General features: G+C 65.2%; 11 protein-coding genes and 1 riboswitch. Of the genes, 8 read left to right on the top strand and 3 right to left on the bottom strand.

Annotated elements, in window-relative coordinates; all coding sequences use genetic code 11:
• Window positions 1-60 precede the first annotated feature (60 nt).
• Window positions 61-1,605, bottom strand: a complete 1,545-nt coding sequence (locus ABIA96_RS26045) for a bifunctional AfsR/SARP family transcriptional regulator/alpha/beta hydrolase (RefSeq protein WP_354139900.1) — start codon at window positions 1,603-1,605, stop codon at window positions 61-63.
• Window positions 1,606-1,741: 136 nt separating this feature from the next.
• On the opposite strand from ABIA96_RS26045, the gene mddA reads away from it, so the two are divergent.
• Genes mddA through ABIA96_RS26030 form a run of 3 tightly spaced genes read left to right on the top strand, consistent with a single transcriptional unit; the run spans window position 1,742 to window position 4,259 of the window.
• Window positions 1,742-2,497, top strand: a complete 756-nt coding sequence (gene mddA / locus ABIA96_RS26040; protein ID WP_354139899.1) for a methanethiol S-methyltransferase — start codon at window positions 1,742-1,744, stop codon at window positions 2,495-2,497.
• A complete protein-coding gene (locus ABIA96_RS26035) occupies window positions 2,494-3,471 on the top strand; it encodes an NADPH:quinone oxidoreductase family protein (protein ID WP_354139898.1) in 978 nt (325 codons plus the stop codon). Before mddA ends, ABIA96_RS26035 begins: the two co-directional genes overlap by 4 nt.
• A 35-nt stretch (window positions 3,472-3,506) precedes the next feature.
• A complete protein-coding gene (locus ABIA96_RS26030; RefSeq protein ID WP_354139897.1) occupies window positions 3,507-4,259 on the top strand; it encodes a PaaI family thioesterase in 753 nt (250 codons plus the stop codon).
• A gap of 48 nt (window positions 4,260-4,307) precedes the next feature.
• Here the strand turns inward: ABIA96_RS26030 and ABIA96_RS26025 are convergent, their stop codons facing one another.
• The gene (locus ABIA96_RS26025; RefSeq protein WP_354139896.1) at window positions 4,308-5,507 is read right to left on the bottom strand and encodes a TrmJ/YjtD family RNA methyltransferase; all 1,200 of its coding nucleotides are present in this window, start codon (window positions 5,505-5,507) and stop codon (window positions 4,308-4,310) included.
• 359 nt (window positions 5,508-5,866) lie between these two features.
• On the opposite strand from ABIA96_RS26025, the gene ABIA96_RS26020 reads away from it, so the two are divergent.
• Both ABIA96_RS26020 and ABIA96_RS26015 read left to right on the top strand, forming a co-directional pair.
• Entirely contained in the window at window positions 5,867-7,081 is a 1,215-nt protein-coding gene (locus ABIA96_RS26020) for an NADP-dependent isocitrate dehydrogenase (protein ID WP_354139895.1), read from the top strand.
• Window positions 7,082-7,179: 98 nt separating this feature from the next.
• The gene (locus ABIA96_RS26015) at window positions 7,180-7,683 is read left to right on the top strand and encodes a DUF3455 domain-containing protein (RefSeq protein WP_354139894.1); all 504 of its coding nucleotides are present in this window, start codon (window positions 7,180-7,182) and stop codon (window positions 7,681-7,683) included.
• Window positions 7,684-7,710: 27 nt separating this feature from the next.
• On the opposite strand, the gene alaS is transcribed toward ABIA96_RS26015, so the two are convergent.
• Window positions 7,711-10,392, bottom strand: a complete 2,682-nt coding sequence (gene alaS / locus ABIA96_RS26010; RefSeq protein ID WP_354139893.1) for an alanine--tRNA ligase — start codon at window positions 10,390-10,392, stop codon at window positions 7,711-7,713.
• 232 nt (window positions 10,393-10,624) lie between these two features.
• Window positions 10,625-10,715, top strand: a riboswitch (glycine riboswitch).
• A gap of 163 nt (window positions 10,716-10,878) precedes the next feature.
• Here alaS and gcvT point away from each other — a divergent pair.
• Genes gcvT through gcvP form a run of 3 tightly spaced genes read left to right on the top strand, consistent with a single transcriptional unit; the run spans window position 10,879 to window position 15,291 of the window.
• Window positions 10,879-12,027: a glycine cleavage system aminomethyltransferase GcvT gene (gcvT, locus tag ABIA96_RS26005; protein WP_354139892.1), complete on the top strand. Its 1,149-nt coding sequence runs from the start codon at window positions 10,879-10,881 to the stop codon at window positions 12,025-12,027.
• A gap of 10 nt (window positions 12,028-12,037) precedes the next feature.
• A complete protein-coding gene (gcvH, locus tag ABIA96_RS26000; protein WP_354139891.1) occupies window positions 12,038-12,406 on the top strand; it encodes a glycine cleavage system protein GcvH in 369 nt (122 codons plus the stop codon).
• Window positions 12,407-12,423: 17 nt separating this feature from the next.
• Window positions 12,424-15,291: an aminomethyl-transferring glycine dehydrogenase gene (gene gcvP, locus ABIA96_RS25995; protein ID WP_354139890.1), complete on the top strand. Its 2,868-nt coding sequence runs from the start codon at window positions 12,424-12,426 to the stop codon at window positions 15,289-15,291.
• Window positions 15,292-15,393: the final 102 nt, after the last annotated feature.

Genomic DNA, 15,393 nt, shown 5'->3' with positions numbered 1-15,393 from the left:
GTCAGGCATTGTGACGGGCCTGCCGCTTTGGGAGGCACGAAACGTGCCAATAAATGAGGCTTACCGCTTCAGAGTTTCCGTAAATCGCCTGATCGCTTCCAGCACCGGCTGCTGATCGCCGGCAAAGAACCAGTGATCGTTGCCGTCGAGCTCGACGAATTGCGCGCCATTGATCCGGCTCGCCACGTCTCGGCCCGCCGCGATGCGCACAGCCTTGTCGTCGCGCCGGTGCAGCACCAGCGTCGGCACGGTGATTTGCGGCAGCAGGTCTCGCACGTCGGCATCGCGAAACGCTTCGAGCACGGCCGAGATCCCGCCGGGGCTGGAGGCCGCGCGCAGCAGTCCGGCCCACCAGGCGCGCGCCTGGGGATCGCCTGCGAGACTGGGCGCAAAAGCTTCGATCCCGACCGGGCCACCCCATTGTGTGATGAGGTGCTTGCTCCAGGCATCATACTGGCTGGCGCGCAGCGCATACGGATAGTCTTCCGCCCAGCAACCCTTGGCCAACGCGCCGAACAGAATGAGCCCGACGACACGGCTGTCATCATCGGCCGCAAATTTAATGCAAGCCGGACCGCATTCAGATGCGCCGAACAGCACGACGCGACGCGACTCCGCCGCCCGCAGCACGGTGCCGATGTCCTCCGCGGTGACGTCGATACCGGGGGCTGAGCCGACCCGGTCGGACAGCCCAATGCCGCGGCGATCGAAAACAACGAGGCGCCCGAGCTTCATCAATGCCGCCAGAAACGTCCGGCTCGCGGGATGCTCCCAGGCGCGCTCAACATGCGACACGAAGCCGGGCATCACCAGGATGTCGAGCGGGCCGCTGCCGTAGGCTTGATACGCCAGATGCACGCCCGCGCCCTTGACGTAGCGCGTCGCCGGAAGCCCATGCGGTGCAGCGGCGGGGCTCATCAGCGCTTCGGTCTCGGCTTCCGGCGCCACGCCAAGCTCGTCGCGCAGCCGCTGCGTCAGGGCCGCGTGGTGCCGTTCCGCGGCGCTGCGATCGCCTGATAGCAGCAGGCTGCGGATCAGATGCCGGCCATAGACTTCGCTGAGCGGATCGAGCTCGACCAGACGCCCCGCATGCGCGGTTGCGGCAAAATGATCGCCGGCGGCATTCTTGTCCTGCACGAGCCGCTCCAGCGCATGCACGAGCCGCCCCCGCAGCGCCTCGCGGCGAAAGAAGGCCCAATCGTCGAATTCAGGAGCGTCCTCCGGCGAGAAACCCGCGAGGAAGTCGCTTCGATAAATCCGGCAGGCCTCTTCGAACGCACCGCGGTCGCAGGCGTTCTCGAACAGATGCGAGTCGACCTTCAGTTCGACGTCCGGCGACCATCGCACACTGCTGCGATCGGTCTCGAAAACCTGCTCGCCAAGCGCAAGCTCGATGCGATGAAGCAGGCGCCGCAAGCGCGCCAGCCCGGTCTCGCGGTCGGCCTCGGGCCACAACCGCGTGGCCATCACGTCCCGCGCGACGGCGCCCTTGGCCTCCGCGAGATAGACCAGCAGAGCAAGCCCCTTGCGCAAGGCCAGCTTGATCGGGCGGCCGTCGGCATGGACTTCCGGGAACCCGAACGTCCCGAGCGAGAAAGCCGTCATGGAATCCCTCCTCCTCTCGGGGGACGCACAGGGGACGGTCGAGCGGTAGCCATCGGGCCTGACCGAGCCCCTTCGCCTGCACGCGATTCAGGCTCCTGCATGCGGCACCCCTGTCACAGGCACAATAGGAGAAACCATGGTCTCGCGCCTCCTGATCCTGCTTTACGCCCTCGTGAGCTACGCCCTGTTCACGATCTCATTTCTCTACTCGATCGGTTTCGTCGGCAATTGTGTCGTGCCGAGGTCGATCGACGTCGGCCCTTCGGGGAATCCAGGCGAAGCCGTCATCGTCAACCTGCTGCTGATGAGCCTGTTTGCCATCCAGCACAGCGTGATGGCGCGCACAGGGTTCAAGCGATGGTCGGCCAAATTCCTTCCGGCGGCCTGCCAGCGCAGCACCTATGTGCTGCTCTCCAGCCTGGTCCTCCTCTTACTGTTCTGGCAGTGGCGCCCGATCCTGATGCCGATCTGGCAGACGAGCGGCCTGATGGCGTGGTTGCTGATCTCAGTGCATTGGCTCGGCTGGCTGATCGCGTTCGCGTCGACCCACATGATCGATCATTTCGACCTGTTCGGCCTGCGCCAGGCTTTCGTCGCGTGGCGCGGAGCCGAGATATCAGGTCAATCGTTCCGAACGCCGCTGCTCTACAAGATCGTACGGCATCCGCTCATGCTCGGCTTGCTGCTCGCGTTCTGGGCGACGCCCGAGATGACCGCCGGCCATTTGCTGTTCGCGCTCGCGAACACCGCCTACGTCCTGTTTGCGCTCCAGTTCGAGGAACGGGATCTGATCGCCGAGTTTGGCGCGACCTACCAGGACTATCGCCGACGCGTTCCCATGCTGGTGCCACGTCTGTTTGCACGGCGCCAGACGGAAGGAGCATCCCGATGAAAGCGGTTGTTTGCAAGTCTTTCACCGGACCGGCTGACCTGCGCGTGAGCGAGATCAACGAGCCGATGCCGGCCGATGACGAAATTCTCATCGACGTCCACGCGGCCTCGGTGAGCTTCATGGACCAGTTGCTGGTCTCGGGTCTTTACCAGATGCGGCCGCCGCTGCCCTTCGTGCCTGGTACCGAAGCTTCCGGTGTCGTCGTCGCTGTTGGCAACAAGGTCATACAATTCGTCCCCGGCGATCGCGTGGCGTGCAGCAGCTGGACCGGCGGCTACGCCGAACGGATGATCGCCAAGGAATCGAAGAGCGCGCGCCTGCCTGATGGCGTCGCGTTCGAGGCGGCCGCGACGGTGCTTCACAATTACGGCACCGCCTATTACGCGCTGGTCGAGCGGGCACGGGCGCAACGCGGCGAAACCGCGTTCATTACGGGCGCCGCCGGCGGTGTCGGGCTCGCCGCCGTCGACCTCGGCCGTCATCTCGGCCTGCGCGTCGTCGCCGGTGTCGGCTCCGACGACAAGGCTGCGCTGGTGCGCAGCTATGGCGCCAGCGATGTCGTCAATTATCGCAGCGAGGATCTGCGCGACAAGCTCAAGTCGATCACATCGGGGCAAGGCATCGACATTGGCTTCGACACTATCGGCGGCGCGATCTTCGAGCAGATGGCCCGGCTGATGAACTGGGGCGGCCGGCTGATGCCGATCGGCTTCACCAGCGGCACGATTCCATCGATCCCGATGAACCTGCCGCTTCTCAAGAACTACGCCATCATTGGCGTCTTCGCCGGCGCCTGGGCGGAGAAATATTCCGCCGAGGCTGCGCGCATGAACGACACGCTGATGCAATTGCTGGCCGACGGAAAAATCCGCCCGCACATCGATCGTGTCCTCCCTTTGGAGGATGTCATCGAAGCCATGCACGCCGTGGCCAACCGAACGGTTCAGGGAAGAATTATTCTCAAGATCCGATAGAGTGCGCGTGGACCAGCGCGACAGGAAGGCAAGCTTTGACCGAGATCATCATCGACAGGCGCTATTGCGGTCCGCCGAACTCCGGCAACGGCGGCTATGTCTGCGGCCGGCTGGCCCAGCACATTCCCGGCGGCGCGGAGGTGACACTGCGCGCGCCGCCTCCGCTGGACACGCCGCTCGCTACGATCGCGACCGACGATGGCACATGGGAGCTTCGCGACGGCGGCAAAATCGTCGCGACCGGACGCGCGATGAGCGTCGAGCTTGCGCGGCCAGAGACCGCCAGCTTCGAGGAGGCCTGCGCCGCCGAATTGCTGACGCCGGTCAAGCCGCACGAGCATCCGCTGCCAACCTGTTTCGTCTGCGGCCCCGCCAGGGCGAAAGGAGACGGCCTGCGCATTTTCGCCGGACCGCTGGGGCGGATTGCGCAACGCCCTGTTCTCGCATCGAGTTGGACACCGGATCCAAATCTCGCCGCCGAGGACGGCCTCATCGCGCCCGAATTCCTCTGGTCCGCGCTCGACTGCCCCACCGGCTTCGCCTGCAATTGCGATCCGCAGAGCAACACCGTCGACAAGACGCCGCTGCTGCTGGGCCGGATGTCCGCACGGATCGAATCCCGGCCACGCCCTGGCACGCGTTGCATCATCACGGCATGGCCAACCAGCCGCGACGGCCGCAAGCGCCTGGCCGAGGCCGCGCTCCATGATGAAGCCGGAAGACTGCTGGCGGTCGCCAAGACGACGTGGATTGCAGTCGACCGCGACGTGCAGCTCGGGCGCGGGTGACGATCTCGTATGGTGGGCAAAGGCGCATACCGTGCCCGCCATTGAGACCTATGTCGCTTGCTCGATCATGCCCTGCAGCCGCGCCAGCTCCGCCTCGATGTCCCGCTCGACATCCGCGGCCCGGATCTCCATCACCCGATAATCCCGCGCCTCGAGCCAGCTCCGCCGCGAGGCGCGGTCAGCGGCGATGGCCTCGCCTTCGCCCGGGTTGACCAGCTCGATCGCGATCCGGTGCGGGAACGAGACGAAGTCCGGGATGTGGCGGCCGACCGGAGTCTGGCGTTTGAAGGCTCCTGCGAAGCGGCGATCACGCGTGAGCGCTTGCCAGAGCAGCCGCTCGGCATCGGTCGGGTTGCGGCGGAGCAGCCGGGCAAGGCCGCGCACGGTCGAACCGCTGTCCGGCACGCCGCCGCCCTGACCGTGCTCGGCCAGCAGCGCGCGCAGCCGCGTGGCCTGCTCACCGTCGAGCACGCCACCCTTGGCCGGGCCCTTGCGCGCTTCCGCGATCGCCATCACCACGCCGTGGAGCGTGTGCATGTCCTGCTTGGTCGGCTCCATCCGGCTAAAGATGTTGCGCAGATTGACCAGCATGGTGTCGCGCTTCTCGGCCGGGCGCAGGAACTCGACCCGGTCGAGCTCGCGGATGAGGTTGTCGAAAAAGGCCTGCATCTGATGCTGCGACGCGCGTTCGGAGCGCTTCGGCATGGCGTGCGGCAGCTCGCCGGATGTGGCCCGCTTGAACCATTCGTAGCCGACCAGCAGCACGGCCTGGGCGAGGTTGAGCGAAGCGAAGCCCGGATTGACCGGGAAGGTGATGATGCGGTTGGAGAGCCCGACCTCCTCATTGGTCAGCCCCCAGCGCTCGCGCCCGAACAGGATGCCGGCCTTGCCGCCGGTGGCGACGTGCCCCGCGATCTCGCTTGCTGCGGCTTCCGGCCCGACCACCGGCTTGGCCTGGTCATGGGGGCGCGCGGTGGTGGCGAACAGCAGGTCGAGATCGGCGACGGCCTCACCGACGGTGTCGAACAATTCGACCTTTTCCAGAATGTGGTCGGCGCCGGCGGCCGCCCGCTGGGCGGCGATGTTGGGCCAGCCGTCGCGCGGGTTGACGATGCGCAAGCCGCTCAGGGCAAAATTGCCCATGGCGCGCGCGGCCATGCCGATGTTTTCCCCGAGCTGCGGCTCGACCAGGATGACGATGGGACCGTCGAGGGCGAGCCCTGCCTTGGTCTTGTCGGTGCCGGACATCTCATTCCACTTTCACACTATCTCTCAAGACCTTGCAGAGGCGCTCTTCAGGAATTGATTCACAGCCGGCCTTGCCCCGGTCTTACCCCAGTCTTGGGCCGATGGCCCGCTCGCCTGTCGTTTGCCTGTCCTGACAAAATTCTCAAGGGAAATAACGGGTTGGATTCGACTTTTGAATCTCGCCTGAAACTTCAGCCCGGCCGAGGCCGCGGCGGCCGGCTCGGCCCCCCATCTGTGGAAGCTGGATGAGCTAAAAGTGCATAATCACTTGGCTTTCGCCCGCCGCGGTCCGGTGCTAAGAGGCGCCGGATATTCAAATTGGCGCCTGCGGCGCCATTCCCAAGAGGGCTTCCCCGATCATGGCAAAAATCAAGGTATCCAATCCCGTCGTCGAACTCGATGGCGACGAGATGACCCGGATCATCTGGCAGTACATCAAGGACAAGCTGATCAACCCGTACCTCGATGTCGAGCTGCAGTATTTCGACCTGGGCATGGAGTACCGCGACCACACCAACGATCAGGTGACCATCGACGCCGCCGAAGCGATCAAGAAGGTCGGCGTTGGCGTCAAGTGCGCCACCATCACCCCGGACGAGGCCCGGGTGAAGGAGTTCAACCTCAAGCAGATGTGGAAGTCGCCGAACGGCACCATCCGCAACATCCTCGGCGGCTGCATCTTCCGCGAGCCGATCATCTGCAAGAACGTGCCGCGCCTGGTTCCCGGCTGGACCAAGCCGATCATCATCGGCCGTCACGCCTATGGCGACCAGTACCGCGCCACCGACTTCAAGTTCCCGGGCAAGGGCACGCTGTCGATGAAGTTCGTCGGCGAAGACGGCACCGTCATCGAGAAGGAAGTGTTCAAGGCCCCCGATGCCGGCGTCGCGATGGGAATGTACAACCTCGACGATTCCATCATCGATTTCGCCCGCGCATCGCTGAACTACGGCCTGCTGCGCGGCTATCCGGTCTACCTCTCGACCAAGAACACGATTCTGAAGGTCTATGACGGCCGCTTCAAGGACATCTTCCAGGACGTCTATGAGCGCGAGTTCAAGAAGGAATTCGACGCCAAGGGCCTGACCTACGAGCACCGCCTGATCGACGACATGGTCGCCTCGGCGCTGAAATGGTCCGGCGGCTATGTCTGGGCCTGTAAGAACTACGATGGCGACGTGCAGTCCGACACGGTCGCGCAGGGCTACGGCTCGCTCGGCCTGATGACCTCGGTGCTGCTCACCCCGGACGGCAAGACGGTCGAAGCCGAAGCCGCTCACGGCACGGTGACCCGTCACTTCCGCGAACACCAGAAGGGCAAGGAGACCTCGACCAACTCGATCGCGTCGATCTTCGCCTGGACCCGTGGCCTGTCGCACCGCGCCAAGCTCGACAACAATCCGCAGCTCGCGAAGTTCGCGGCGACGCTGGAGAAGGTCTGCGTCGACACGGTCGAGGAAGGCTACATGACCAAGGACCTGGCGCTGCTGGTCGGCGCCGACCAGCGCTGGCTCTCGACCACCGGATTCCTCGACAAGGTCGCGGAGAATCTCACGAAGGCGTTGGCGGCGTAAGCCGTCCGCAATTTCGCCCGACTGGAATCGGACATCATCGCGGGCCGCGCCATAGCGCGGCCCGTTCGTTTTTTGAGAGCCGTTTGCGGAGACCGACCATGTTCATCAAGCTTGCTGCCCCCTGCCTGCTGTCACTCGCGGCCCTGATTGGACCGGCCTCCGCAGCCGAGACGCTTCCCGACGCCATCGCGGCGCCCGGCGAGACCGTCGTGCTCAGCGTCCACGCCGAGGGCGCGCAGGTCTATGAGTGCAAGGCCGGCACCGACGGCAAGCTCGCCTGGGCCTTCCGCGAGCCGATCGCAACGCTGCTCTCCGAGGGCAAGACCATCGGCCGCCACTATGCCGGCCCGAACTGGGAGCACGCTGACGGCAGCGCGGTCGCCGCCAAGGCCGCCGGCAACGCGCCGGGCGCAACGGCCGCCGATATCGCCTGGCTGAAGCTGGAGGTCACCGCCCACCGCGGTAGCGGCGTGCTGACGCCGGTCACCACCGTCCAGCGCATCAACACCCATGGCGGCAAGCTCGAGGGTTCTTGCGGCAAGGCCGGCGAGCTCAAGAGCGCGCCGTACTCGGCCGAGTACGTTTTCCTGCGCAAGGGCTGAGACCTCGCGGAACGAGGCGCGCGAGCTTTACGCGCCTGCCATCGCTTTTTCGATCGCGGTCAAGGCATCAGCTGCCTTGGCACCGTCGGGGCCGCCGGCCTGCGCCATGTCGGGCCGGCCGCCGCCGCCCTTGCCGCCGAGCGCTTCGGAGGCGATTTTCACCAGATTGACCGCATTGAAGCGCGAGATGAGATCGGCGGTCACGCCGACCACGACACCGGCCTTGCCGTCCTCGGTGACGCCGACGATGGCGACGACGCCGGAGCCGATCTGCTTTTTGCCGTCGTCCGCAAGGCTCTTGAGGTCCTTCATCTCGATGCCTTCGACCGCGCGCGCCATCAGCTTGACGTCGCCGACCTCGCGCACACCGCTGGCTGCACCATTGCTGCCGGCGGAGGCACCGCCGCCCATCGCCAGCTTCTTGCGGGCGTCGGACAATTCGCGCTCGAGCTTCCTGCGCTCCTCCATCAGTGCGGTGATGCGCGCCGGCACGTCGTCAATGGAGGTACGCAGTTCGTTGGCGGCGGTCTTCGCCAGCGCCATGGTCTCGTTGGCGTGTTTTCGCGCGTAGTTGCCGGTTAAAGCCTCGATGCGGCGCACGCCCGAGGCCACCGCGCTCTCGCCGGTCAGCGTGATCAGGCCGATGTCGCCGGTGCGCCGCACATGCGTGCCGCCGCACAGCTCGACCGACCAGCCGAGCGCATTGGCGCCGCGCTCGCGCGCGGTCCGGCCCATCGAAACGACGCGAACCTCGTCGCCATATTTCTCGCCGAACAGCGCGCGCGCGCCGGCCTCGCGGGCTTCGTCGACGCCCATGACGCGGGTGGTGACCTCGTCGTTCTCCAGCACCACATCGTTGGCGATGTCCTCGACGCGGGCGAGTTCTTCCGCCGTGATCGGCTTCGGATGCACGAAGTCGAAGCGCAAACGATCGGGCGCGACCATCGAGCCGCGCTGGGCGATGTGATCGCCGAGCACCTGGCGCAGCGCCTCGTGAATGAGATGCGTCGCCGAATGATGCGCGCGGATCGACGAGCGCCTGCCGTGATCGACCTCGAGCTGCAGCGCGGTGCCGATTTTCAGCTCGCCACTCTCAACCGTGCCGACATGCACGAAGAAATCCCCCAGCTTCTTCTGCGTCTCGGTGACGCGGAACTTGATGCCGCCCTCGCCCGTCAGCACGCCGGTGTCGCCGACCTGGCCGCCGGACTCCGCATAGAATGGCGTCTGGTTCAGCAGCAGCGCACCGGTGTCGCCGGCCTTGAGGTGGGCTACTTCCTTGCCGTCCTTCACCAGCGCGGAGACCACGCCTTCAGCGCTCTCGGTCTCGTAGCCCAGAAATTCGGTCGCACCCAGCTTTTCGCGCAGCGGGAACCAGATCGCCTCGGACGCCGCCTCGCCAGACCCCTTCCAGGATTCGCGGGCCTTGGCCTTCTGACGCTCCATCGCGTCGGTGAACGAAGCCTGGTCGACGCCGATCCCGCGCGACTTCAGCGCATCCTGCGTCAGGTCGAGCGGAAAGCCGTAGGTGTCGTACAGCGTAAAGGCGACGTCGCCGTCGAACATGTCGCCCTTCTTCAAGGACGCGCTCTTCTCGTCGAGAATGGCAAGGCCGCGCACCAGCGTCTTGCGAAAACGTGTCTCTTCCAGCCGCAGCGTTTCCTCGATCAGGTTTTCCGCGCGCATCAAATCGGGATAGGCCTGGCCCATCTCGCGGACCAGTGCCCAGACCAGGCGATGCATCAGCGGCTCTTTCGCGCCGAGCAGCTGCGCATGGCGCATCGCGCGGCGCATGATCCGGCGCAGCACATAGCCGCGGCCTTCGTTGGAGGGCAGCACGCCATCCGCAACCAGAAACGCCGACGAACGCAAATGGTCGGCGATGACGCGGAACGAGGCGACGGTCTGCTCGTTCGGCCCGCTGCCGAGCGCGGACGACGTCGCGTCGATCAGATGACGGAACAGATCGGTCTCGAACACGCTCTCGACGCCCTGCATGATGCTGGCCATGCGCTCGAGGCCCATGCCGGTGTCGATCGAGGGACGCGGCAGATCCACGCGCTCCTCTTTCGTCACCTGCTCGTACTGCATGAACACGAGATTCCAGAATTCGAGGAAGCGGTCGCCGTCCTCTTCCGGTGAGCCCGGAGGTCCGCCCCAGATGTGCTCGCCGCGATCGATGAAGATCTCCGAGCACGGACCGCACGGCCCCGTATCGCCCATCGCCCAAAAGTTGTCCGAGGTCGGAATGCGGATGATGCGGTCGTCGGAGAAGCCGGCGATCTTCTTCCAGAGACCGTGCGCCTCGTCGTCGGTGTGGTAGACGGTGACGAGCAGCTTGTCCTTCTTCAGCCCGTATTCCCTGGTGATCAGCTTCCAGGCCAGCTCGATCGCGCGCTCCTTGAAATAGTCGCCGAACGAGAAGTTGCCGAGCATCTCGAAGAAGGTGAGATGGCGCGCGGTGTAGCCGACATTGTCGAGGTCATTGTGCTTGCCGCCGGCGCGCACGCATTTCTGCGACGTGGTGGCGCGCTGATAGGGCCGCTTCTCGACACCGGTGAAGACGTTCTTGAACTGCACCATGCCGGCATTGGTGAACATCAATGTCGGGTCGTTGCGCGGCACCAATGGCGAGGACGACACGATCTCGTGGCCGTTCTCGGCAAAGAAGTTCAGAAAGGTCGACCTGATCTCGTTGACGCCGCTCATGTTCATCCAATCGGGTGTGCTTGGGCCCGCTTTACGCCACCCAAACCGCGAGTTTGGGCTGATATCTGCTGACAGAAGCGCTTTTAGACAAGGCCAGCTTCGCTGTCCAGAAACTGTGCAGAGAGATCAGAGGGTTGCCGCAGTCGCGCAATCCCGTTGCAATCCCGTTGAAAGCCGCAAGGCCCGCGTTGACAGGCTTGGGCGGCCTGTGGTCTGTACCCATCTGTATCGTACGGCCACGTCGGGAGAGATCGGCTTTAGGCAGCCGGCGCCGAAGGAGCAACCGCCCCGGAAACTCTCAGGCAAAAGGACCGCGTGGCTTTGACGACATCTGGAAAGAGGCGCCGACGGGCAATTCCCTTTTAAGGTGGGTTGGCCCGGACTGCGTCCGCCGACGGGATAATACTCTCAGGCACAGCGACAGATGGGGCTTCGACTGGTGTCCACCGGGGAATCGTCTCCGGGGAACCGCCGAGGACCCCTGCGATGCCAGTGCGTGACGGCCAAGACTCCCTGAAACGTACCCCCCTTTACGACCTTCATGTCTCGCTGGGCGGCAAGATGGTGCCGTTCGCGGGCTATGAGATGCCCGTGCAATATCCTGCGGGCGTCCTGAAAGAGCACCTCCAGACCCGCAGCCAGGCCGGCCTGTTCGACGTCTCCCATATGGGCCAGATCGCGCTTCGGCCGAAATCCGGCAAAGTCGAAGACGCTGCCCGCGCGCTGGAGCGCTTGGTGCCGCAGGACATCGTGGCGATTGCACCGGGACGGCAGCGCTACGCCCAGTTCACCAATGCCGATGGCGGCCTCCTGGACGATTTGATGGTCGCCAATTTCGGCGATCATCTGTTTCTGGTGGTCAACGCCGCCTGCAAGGCCGAGGACGAAGCGCATCTGCGCGCCAATCTCTCCGACACCTGCGTCATCGATTCGCTCGCCGACCGCGCGCTGATCGCGTTGCAGGGCCCCAAGGCCGAAACCGCACTGGCGAAATTGTGTGCAGAGGCCCCCGCCATGAAGTTCATGGACGCCGGCCCGCATGAGGTCGCCGGTCTCGCCTGCTTCGTCTCGCGCTCGGGCTACACCGGCGAGGACGGTTTTGAGATTTCGGTACCTGCTGCGGACGCCGAGCGGCTCGCCAAGATGCTGCTGGACAATCCCGACGTGATGCCGATCGGCTTAGGGGCCCGCGATAGCCTGCGGCTCGAAGCCGGGCTCTGCCTCTACGGCCACGACATCGACACGGAGACGACGCCGGTCGAGGCCGCGCTGGAATGGTCGGTGCAGAAGAGCCGCCGCAGCGGCGGTGCCCGCACTGGTGGTTTTCCCGGGGCCGAGAAAATCCTGGCTCATTTCGATCACGGCGCATCCCGCCGCCGCGTCGGCCTGCGCACTGAGGGCCGTGCGCCGGTGCGCGAGGGTGCGCTGCTGTTTGCAGACGCGACATCGAGCCAGCCGGTCGGAAGGGTCACCTCGGGCGGTTTCGGCCCGAGCCTGAATGCGCCGGTCGCGATGGGCTATGTGCCCACCGCCCTGAGCGCGCTCGACACAAAACTCTTTGCCGAGGTGCGCGGGCAACGCTTAGCCCTCACCGTCGCCGCCATGCCCTTCGTGAAAAACACCTACAAACGCTGAGGACAACAAAATGACCACGACGCTGTACACCACCGACCATGAATGGCTCGCGATCGACGGCGATGTCGCCACCGTCGGCATCACGGATTACGCGCAGTCGCAGCTCGGCGACGTCGTGTTCGTCGAATTGCCCAAGGTCGGCCGCAGCCTGAAGAAGGCCGAGGCCGCCGCCGTCGTGGAATCGGTGAAGGCCGCCTCCGACGTCTATGCGCCTGTGACCGGCGAAGTGCTCGAGACCAACGATGCGCTCGCCGCCGAGCCCGCGCTGGTGAACTCGGATGCGCAAGCCGCGGCCTGGTTCTTCAAGATCAGGATTGCCGACAAGAGCGAGCTCGGCGGCCTCATGGATGAAGCCGCCTACAAGGCACATACGGCTTAAGGACGATGGAGCAAGCGATGACCGCGCACCGTAAATCCAGCGGCGACACCGCCGCCAATTTCGCTCGCCGCCACATCGGCCCATCGGCGCGCGATGTCACCGCAATGCTCGAAACCGTCGGCGCCAAGAGCGTCGACGCGTTGATGGCGGAAACGCTCCCCGCCTCGATCCGACAAACAACCCCGCTCGATCTCGGCAAGCCCTTGAGCGAGACCGAGGCGATCGCGCATATGGCCGAGCTCGCACGCCAGAACCAGGTCTTCACCTCGCTGATCGGCCAGGGCTATTCCGGCACGATTTTGCCTGCGGTGATCCAGCGCAACATCCTCGAAAACCCCGCCTGGTACACGGCGTATACGCCCTACCAGCCCGAGATCAGCCAGGGCCGGCTGGAAGCGCTGTTCAATTTCCAGACCATGATCTGCGATCTCACCGGGCTCGATGTCGCCAACGCCTCGCTGCTCGATGAGGCGACCGCGGCGGCCGAAGCCATGGCGCTTGCGGAGCGGCACTCGAAGGTGGAAGCCAAGGCCTTCTTCGTCGACAAGGACGTGCATCCGCAGACGTTAGCTGTGATGCGCACCCGCGCCGAGCCGCTCGGCTGGTCGCTGGTCGTCGGCGATCCCCTCACCGATCTCGACAAGGCCGACGTGCTCGGTGCGCTGCTGCAATATCCGGGAACATCGGGCGCGGTGCGCGACCTCAGGCCCGCGATCGCGGCGCTGAAGTCCAAGGGCGCGCTCGCGATCGTTGCCGCCGATCTGCTGGCGCTGACGCTGCTCGCCTCGCCCGGCGAACTCGGCGCCGACATCGCGATCGGCTCGGCGCAGCGCTTTGGCGTGCCGATGGGTTATGGCGGACCGCACGCCGCCTACATGGCGGTGCGCGATGCGCTGAAGCGTTCGCTGCCCGGCCGCATCGTCGGCCTCTCCGTCGATTCCCGTGGGATGCCTGCCTATCGTCTCGCGCTGCAGACCCGCGAGCAGCACATCCGCCGCGAGAAGGCGACCTCCAACATCTGCACCGCGCAGGTACTGCTCGCCGTGATCGCGGCGATGTACGCGGTCTATCACGGCCCCGAGGGGCTCTCGCAGATCGCGCGCAATGTGCATCGCCGCGCCGCCGTGCTCGCTAGCGGCCTGCGCAAGCTCGGGTTCTTCCCACAATCCGAAGCGTTCTTCGACACGCTCAGCGTCGATGCCGGCGCCGGGCGCGCCGAGATCATCGCGCGCGCGGCCGCCGAGACAATCAATCTCGGTGTTGGTGAAAGCGCGTTGCGCATCGCGCTCGACGAGACCACAACGCCCGCGACCGTGGAAGCGGTGTGGCGCGCCTTCGGCGGCCAGCTCGCCTACGCCGAGATCGACGCCACCACCCGCGAGGCGCTGCCGGAGGCGCTGAAGCGCGCGACCGCCTTCCTCACCCATCCCGTGTTCCACGCACATCGCTCGGAAACCGAGATGCTGCGCTACATGCGCAAGCTCAGCGATCGCGACCTCGCGCTCGACCGCGCCATGATCCCGCTCGGGTCCTGCACGATGAAGCTGAACGCGACCACCGAGATGATGCCGCTGACCTGGCCAGAATTCGGCAGCCTGCACCCCTTCGCCCCGCGTGAGCAGGCCAAGGGCTATCACGCGCTGTTCGCGCGGCTGGAAAAATGGCTGTGCGACATCACCGGCTATGACGCGATCTCGCTGCAACCGAACTCGGGCGCGCAGGGCGAGTATGCCGGGCTGCTGGCGATCCGCGGCTACCATGCGGCGCGCGGAGAGACGCACCGAAAAATCTGCCTGATCCCCTCATCCGCCCACGGCACCAATCCCGCTTCGGCCGCGATGGTCGGCATGGACGTGGTGGTGGTGGCCTGCGAAGCCAACGGCGACGTCGACGTCAGCGATCTCCGCGCCAAAGCGGAGAAGCATTCGAACGACCTTGCCGCGGTCATGATCACCTATCCCTCGACGCACGGCGTGTTCGAAGAGCACATTCGCGAGATCTGCGACATCGTCCATGGCCATGGCGGCCAGGTCTATCTGGACGGCGCCAACCTCAACGCGCAGGTCGGCCTTAGCAGGCCCGGCGATTACGGCGCCGATGTTAGCCATCTCAATCTGCACAAGACCTTCTGCATCCCGCATGGCGGCGGCGGCCCCGGCATGGGCCCGATCGGCGTCAAGGCGCATCTCGCGCCGTTCCTGCCAGGTCATCCCGCGACGAGCGCGGAGGTGCCGGTCGGCCCGGTGTCAGCCGCGCCATTCGGCTCGGCGTCGATCCTGACCATCTCCTACATCTACATCCTGATGATGGGTGGCGAAGGCCTGAAGCGCGCGACCGAGATTGCGATCCTCAACGCCAACTACATCGCTGCAAGGCTCGATGCGCACTTCCCCGTGCTCTACAAGAACGCCAAGGGCCGCGTCGCGCATGAGTGCATCGTCGATCCCCGTCCGCTCAAGACGACGTCTGGTGTTACGGTGGACGACATCGCAAAACGCCTGATCGATTACGGCTTCCATGCCCCCACCATGAGTTTTCCGGTGCCGGGCACGCTGATGATCGAGCCAACCGAATCGGAATCGAAGGCAGAGCTCGATCGTTTTTGCGATGCCATGATCGCAATCCGGAAGGAGATCGCCGAGGTCGAGGCCGGCCGCTTTGAGATCGCGGCCTCGCCGCTGCGTCACGCCCCGCACACCGTGCACGACATCGCCGATGACGATTGGAAGCGCGCCTATGCCCGCTCTGAGGGCTGCTTCCCCGCGGGCACCTCGCGCACCGACAAATATTGGTGCCCGGTCGGCCGCGTCGACAACGTCTACGGCGACCGCAATCTGGTGTGCTCGTGCCCGCCGGTGAGCGATTACGCGGAAGCGGCGGAGTAGGACGCGACGGAGGTTTCGTAGGGTGGGCAAAAGCGGAGCGTGCCCACGGCCTTTGTATGAGGTGAAAGGTGGTGGGCACGGCGCGTTACGCCTTTGCCCACC

Origin of the sequence: Bradyrhizobium sp. LB11.1, from assembly GCF_040549385.1 — a bacterium.
In the GTDB taxonomy this organism is placed as follows: domain Bacteria; phylum Pseudomonadota; class Alphaproteobacteria; order Rhizobiales; family Xanthobacteraceae; genus Bradyrhizobium.
This window is presented reverse-complemented; position numbering and strand designations above follow the sequence as displayed.

Bases quoted from the DNA above. Each gene is read 5' to 3' on its own strand.
- ABIA96_RS26045 (WP_354139900.1), bottom strand. From the start codon at position 1,605: ATGACGGCTTTCTCGCTCGGGACGTTCGGGTTCCCGGAAGTCCATGCC.
- mddA (WP_354139899.1), top strand. From the start codon at position 1,742: ATGGTCTCGCGCCTCCTGATCCTGCTTTACGCCCTCGTGAGCTACGCC.
- ABIA96_RS26035 (WP_354139898.1), top strand. From the start codon at position 2,494: ATGAAAGCGGTTGTTTGCAAGTCTTTCACCGGACCGGCTGACCTGCGC.
- ABIA96_RS26025 (WP_354139896.1), bottom strand. From the start codon at position 5,507: ATGTCCGGCACCGACAAGACCAAGGCAGGGCTCGCCCTCGACGGTCCC.
- ABIA96_RS26020 (WP_354139895.1), top strand. From the start codon at position 5,867: ATGGCAAAAATCAAGGTATCCAATCCCGTCGTCGAACTCGATGGCGAC.
- ABIA96_RS26015 (WP_354139894.1), top strand. From the start codon at position 7,180: ATGTTCATCAAGCTTGCTGCCCCCTGCCTGCTGTCACTCGCGGCCCTG.
- alaS (WP_354139893.1), bottom strand. From the start codon at position 10,392: ATGAGCGGCGTCAACGAGATCAGGTCGACCTTTCTGAACTTCTTTGCC.
- gcvT (WP_354139892.1), top strand. From the start codon at position 10,879: ATGCCAGTGCGTGACGGCCAAGACTCCCTGAAACGTACCCCCCTTTAC.
- gcvH (WP_354139891.1), top strand. From the start codon at position 12,038: ATGACCACGACGCTGTACACCACCGACCATGAATGGCTCGCGATCGAC.
- gcvP (WP_354139890.1), top strand. From the start codon at position 12,424: ATGACCGCGCACCGTAAATCCAGCGGCGACACCGCCGCCAATTTCGCT.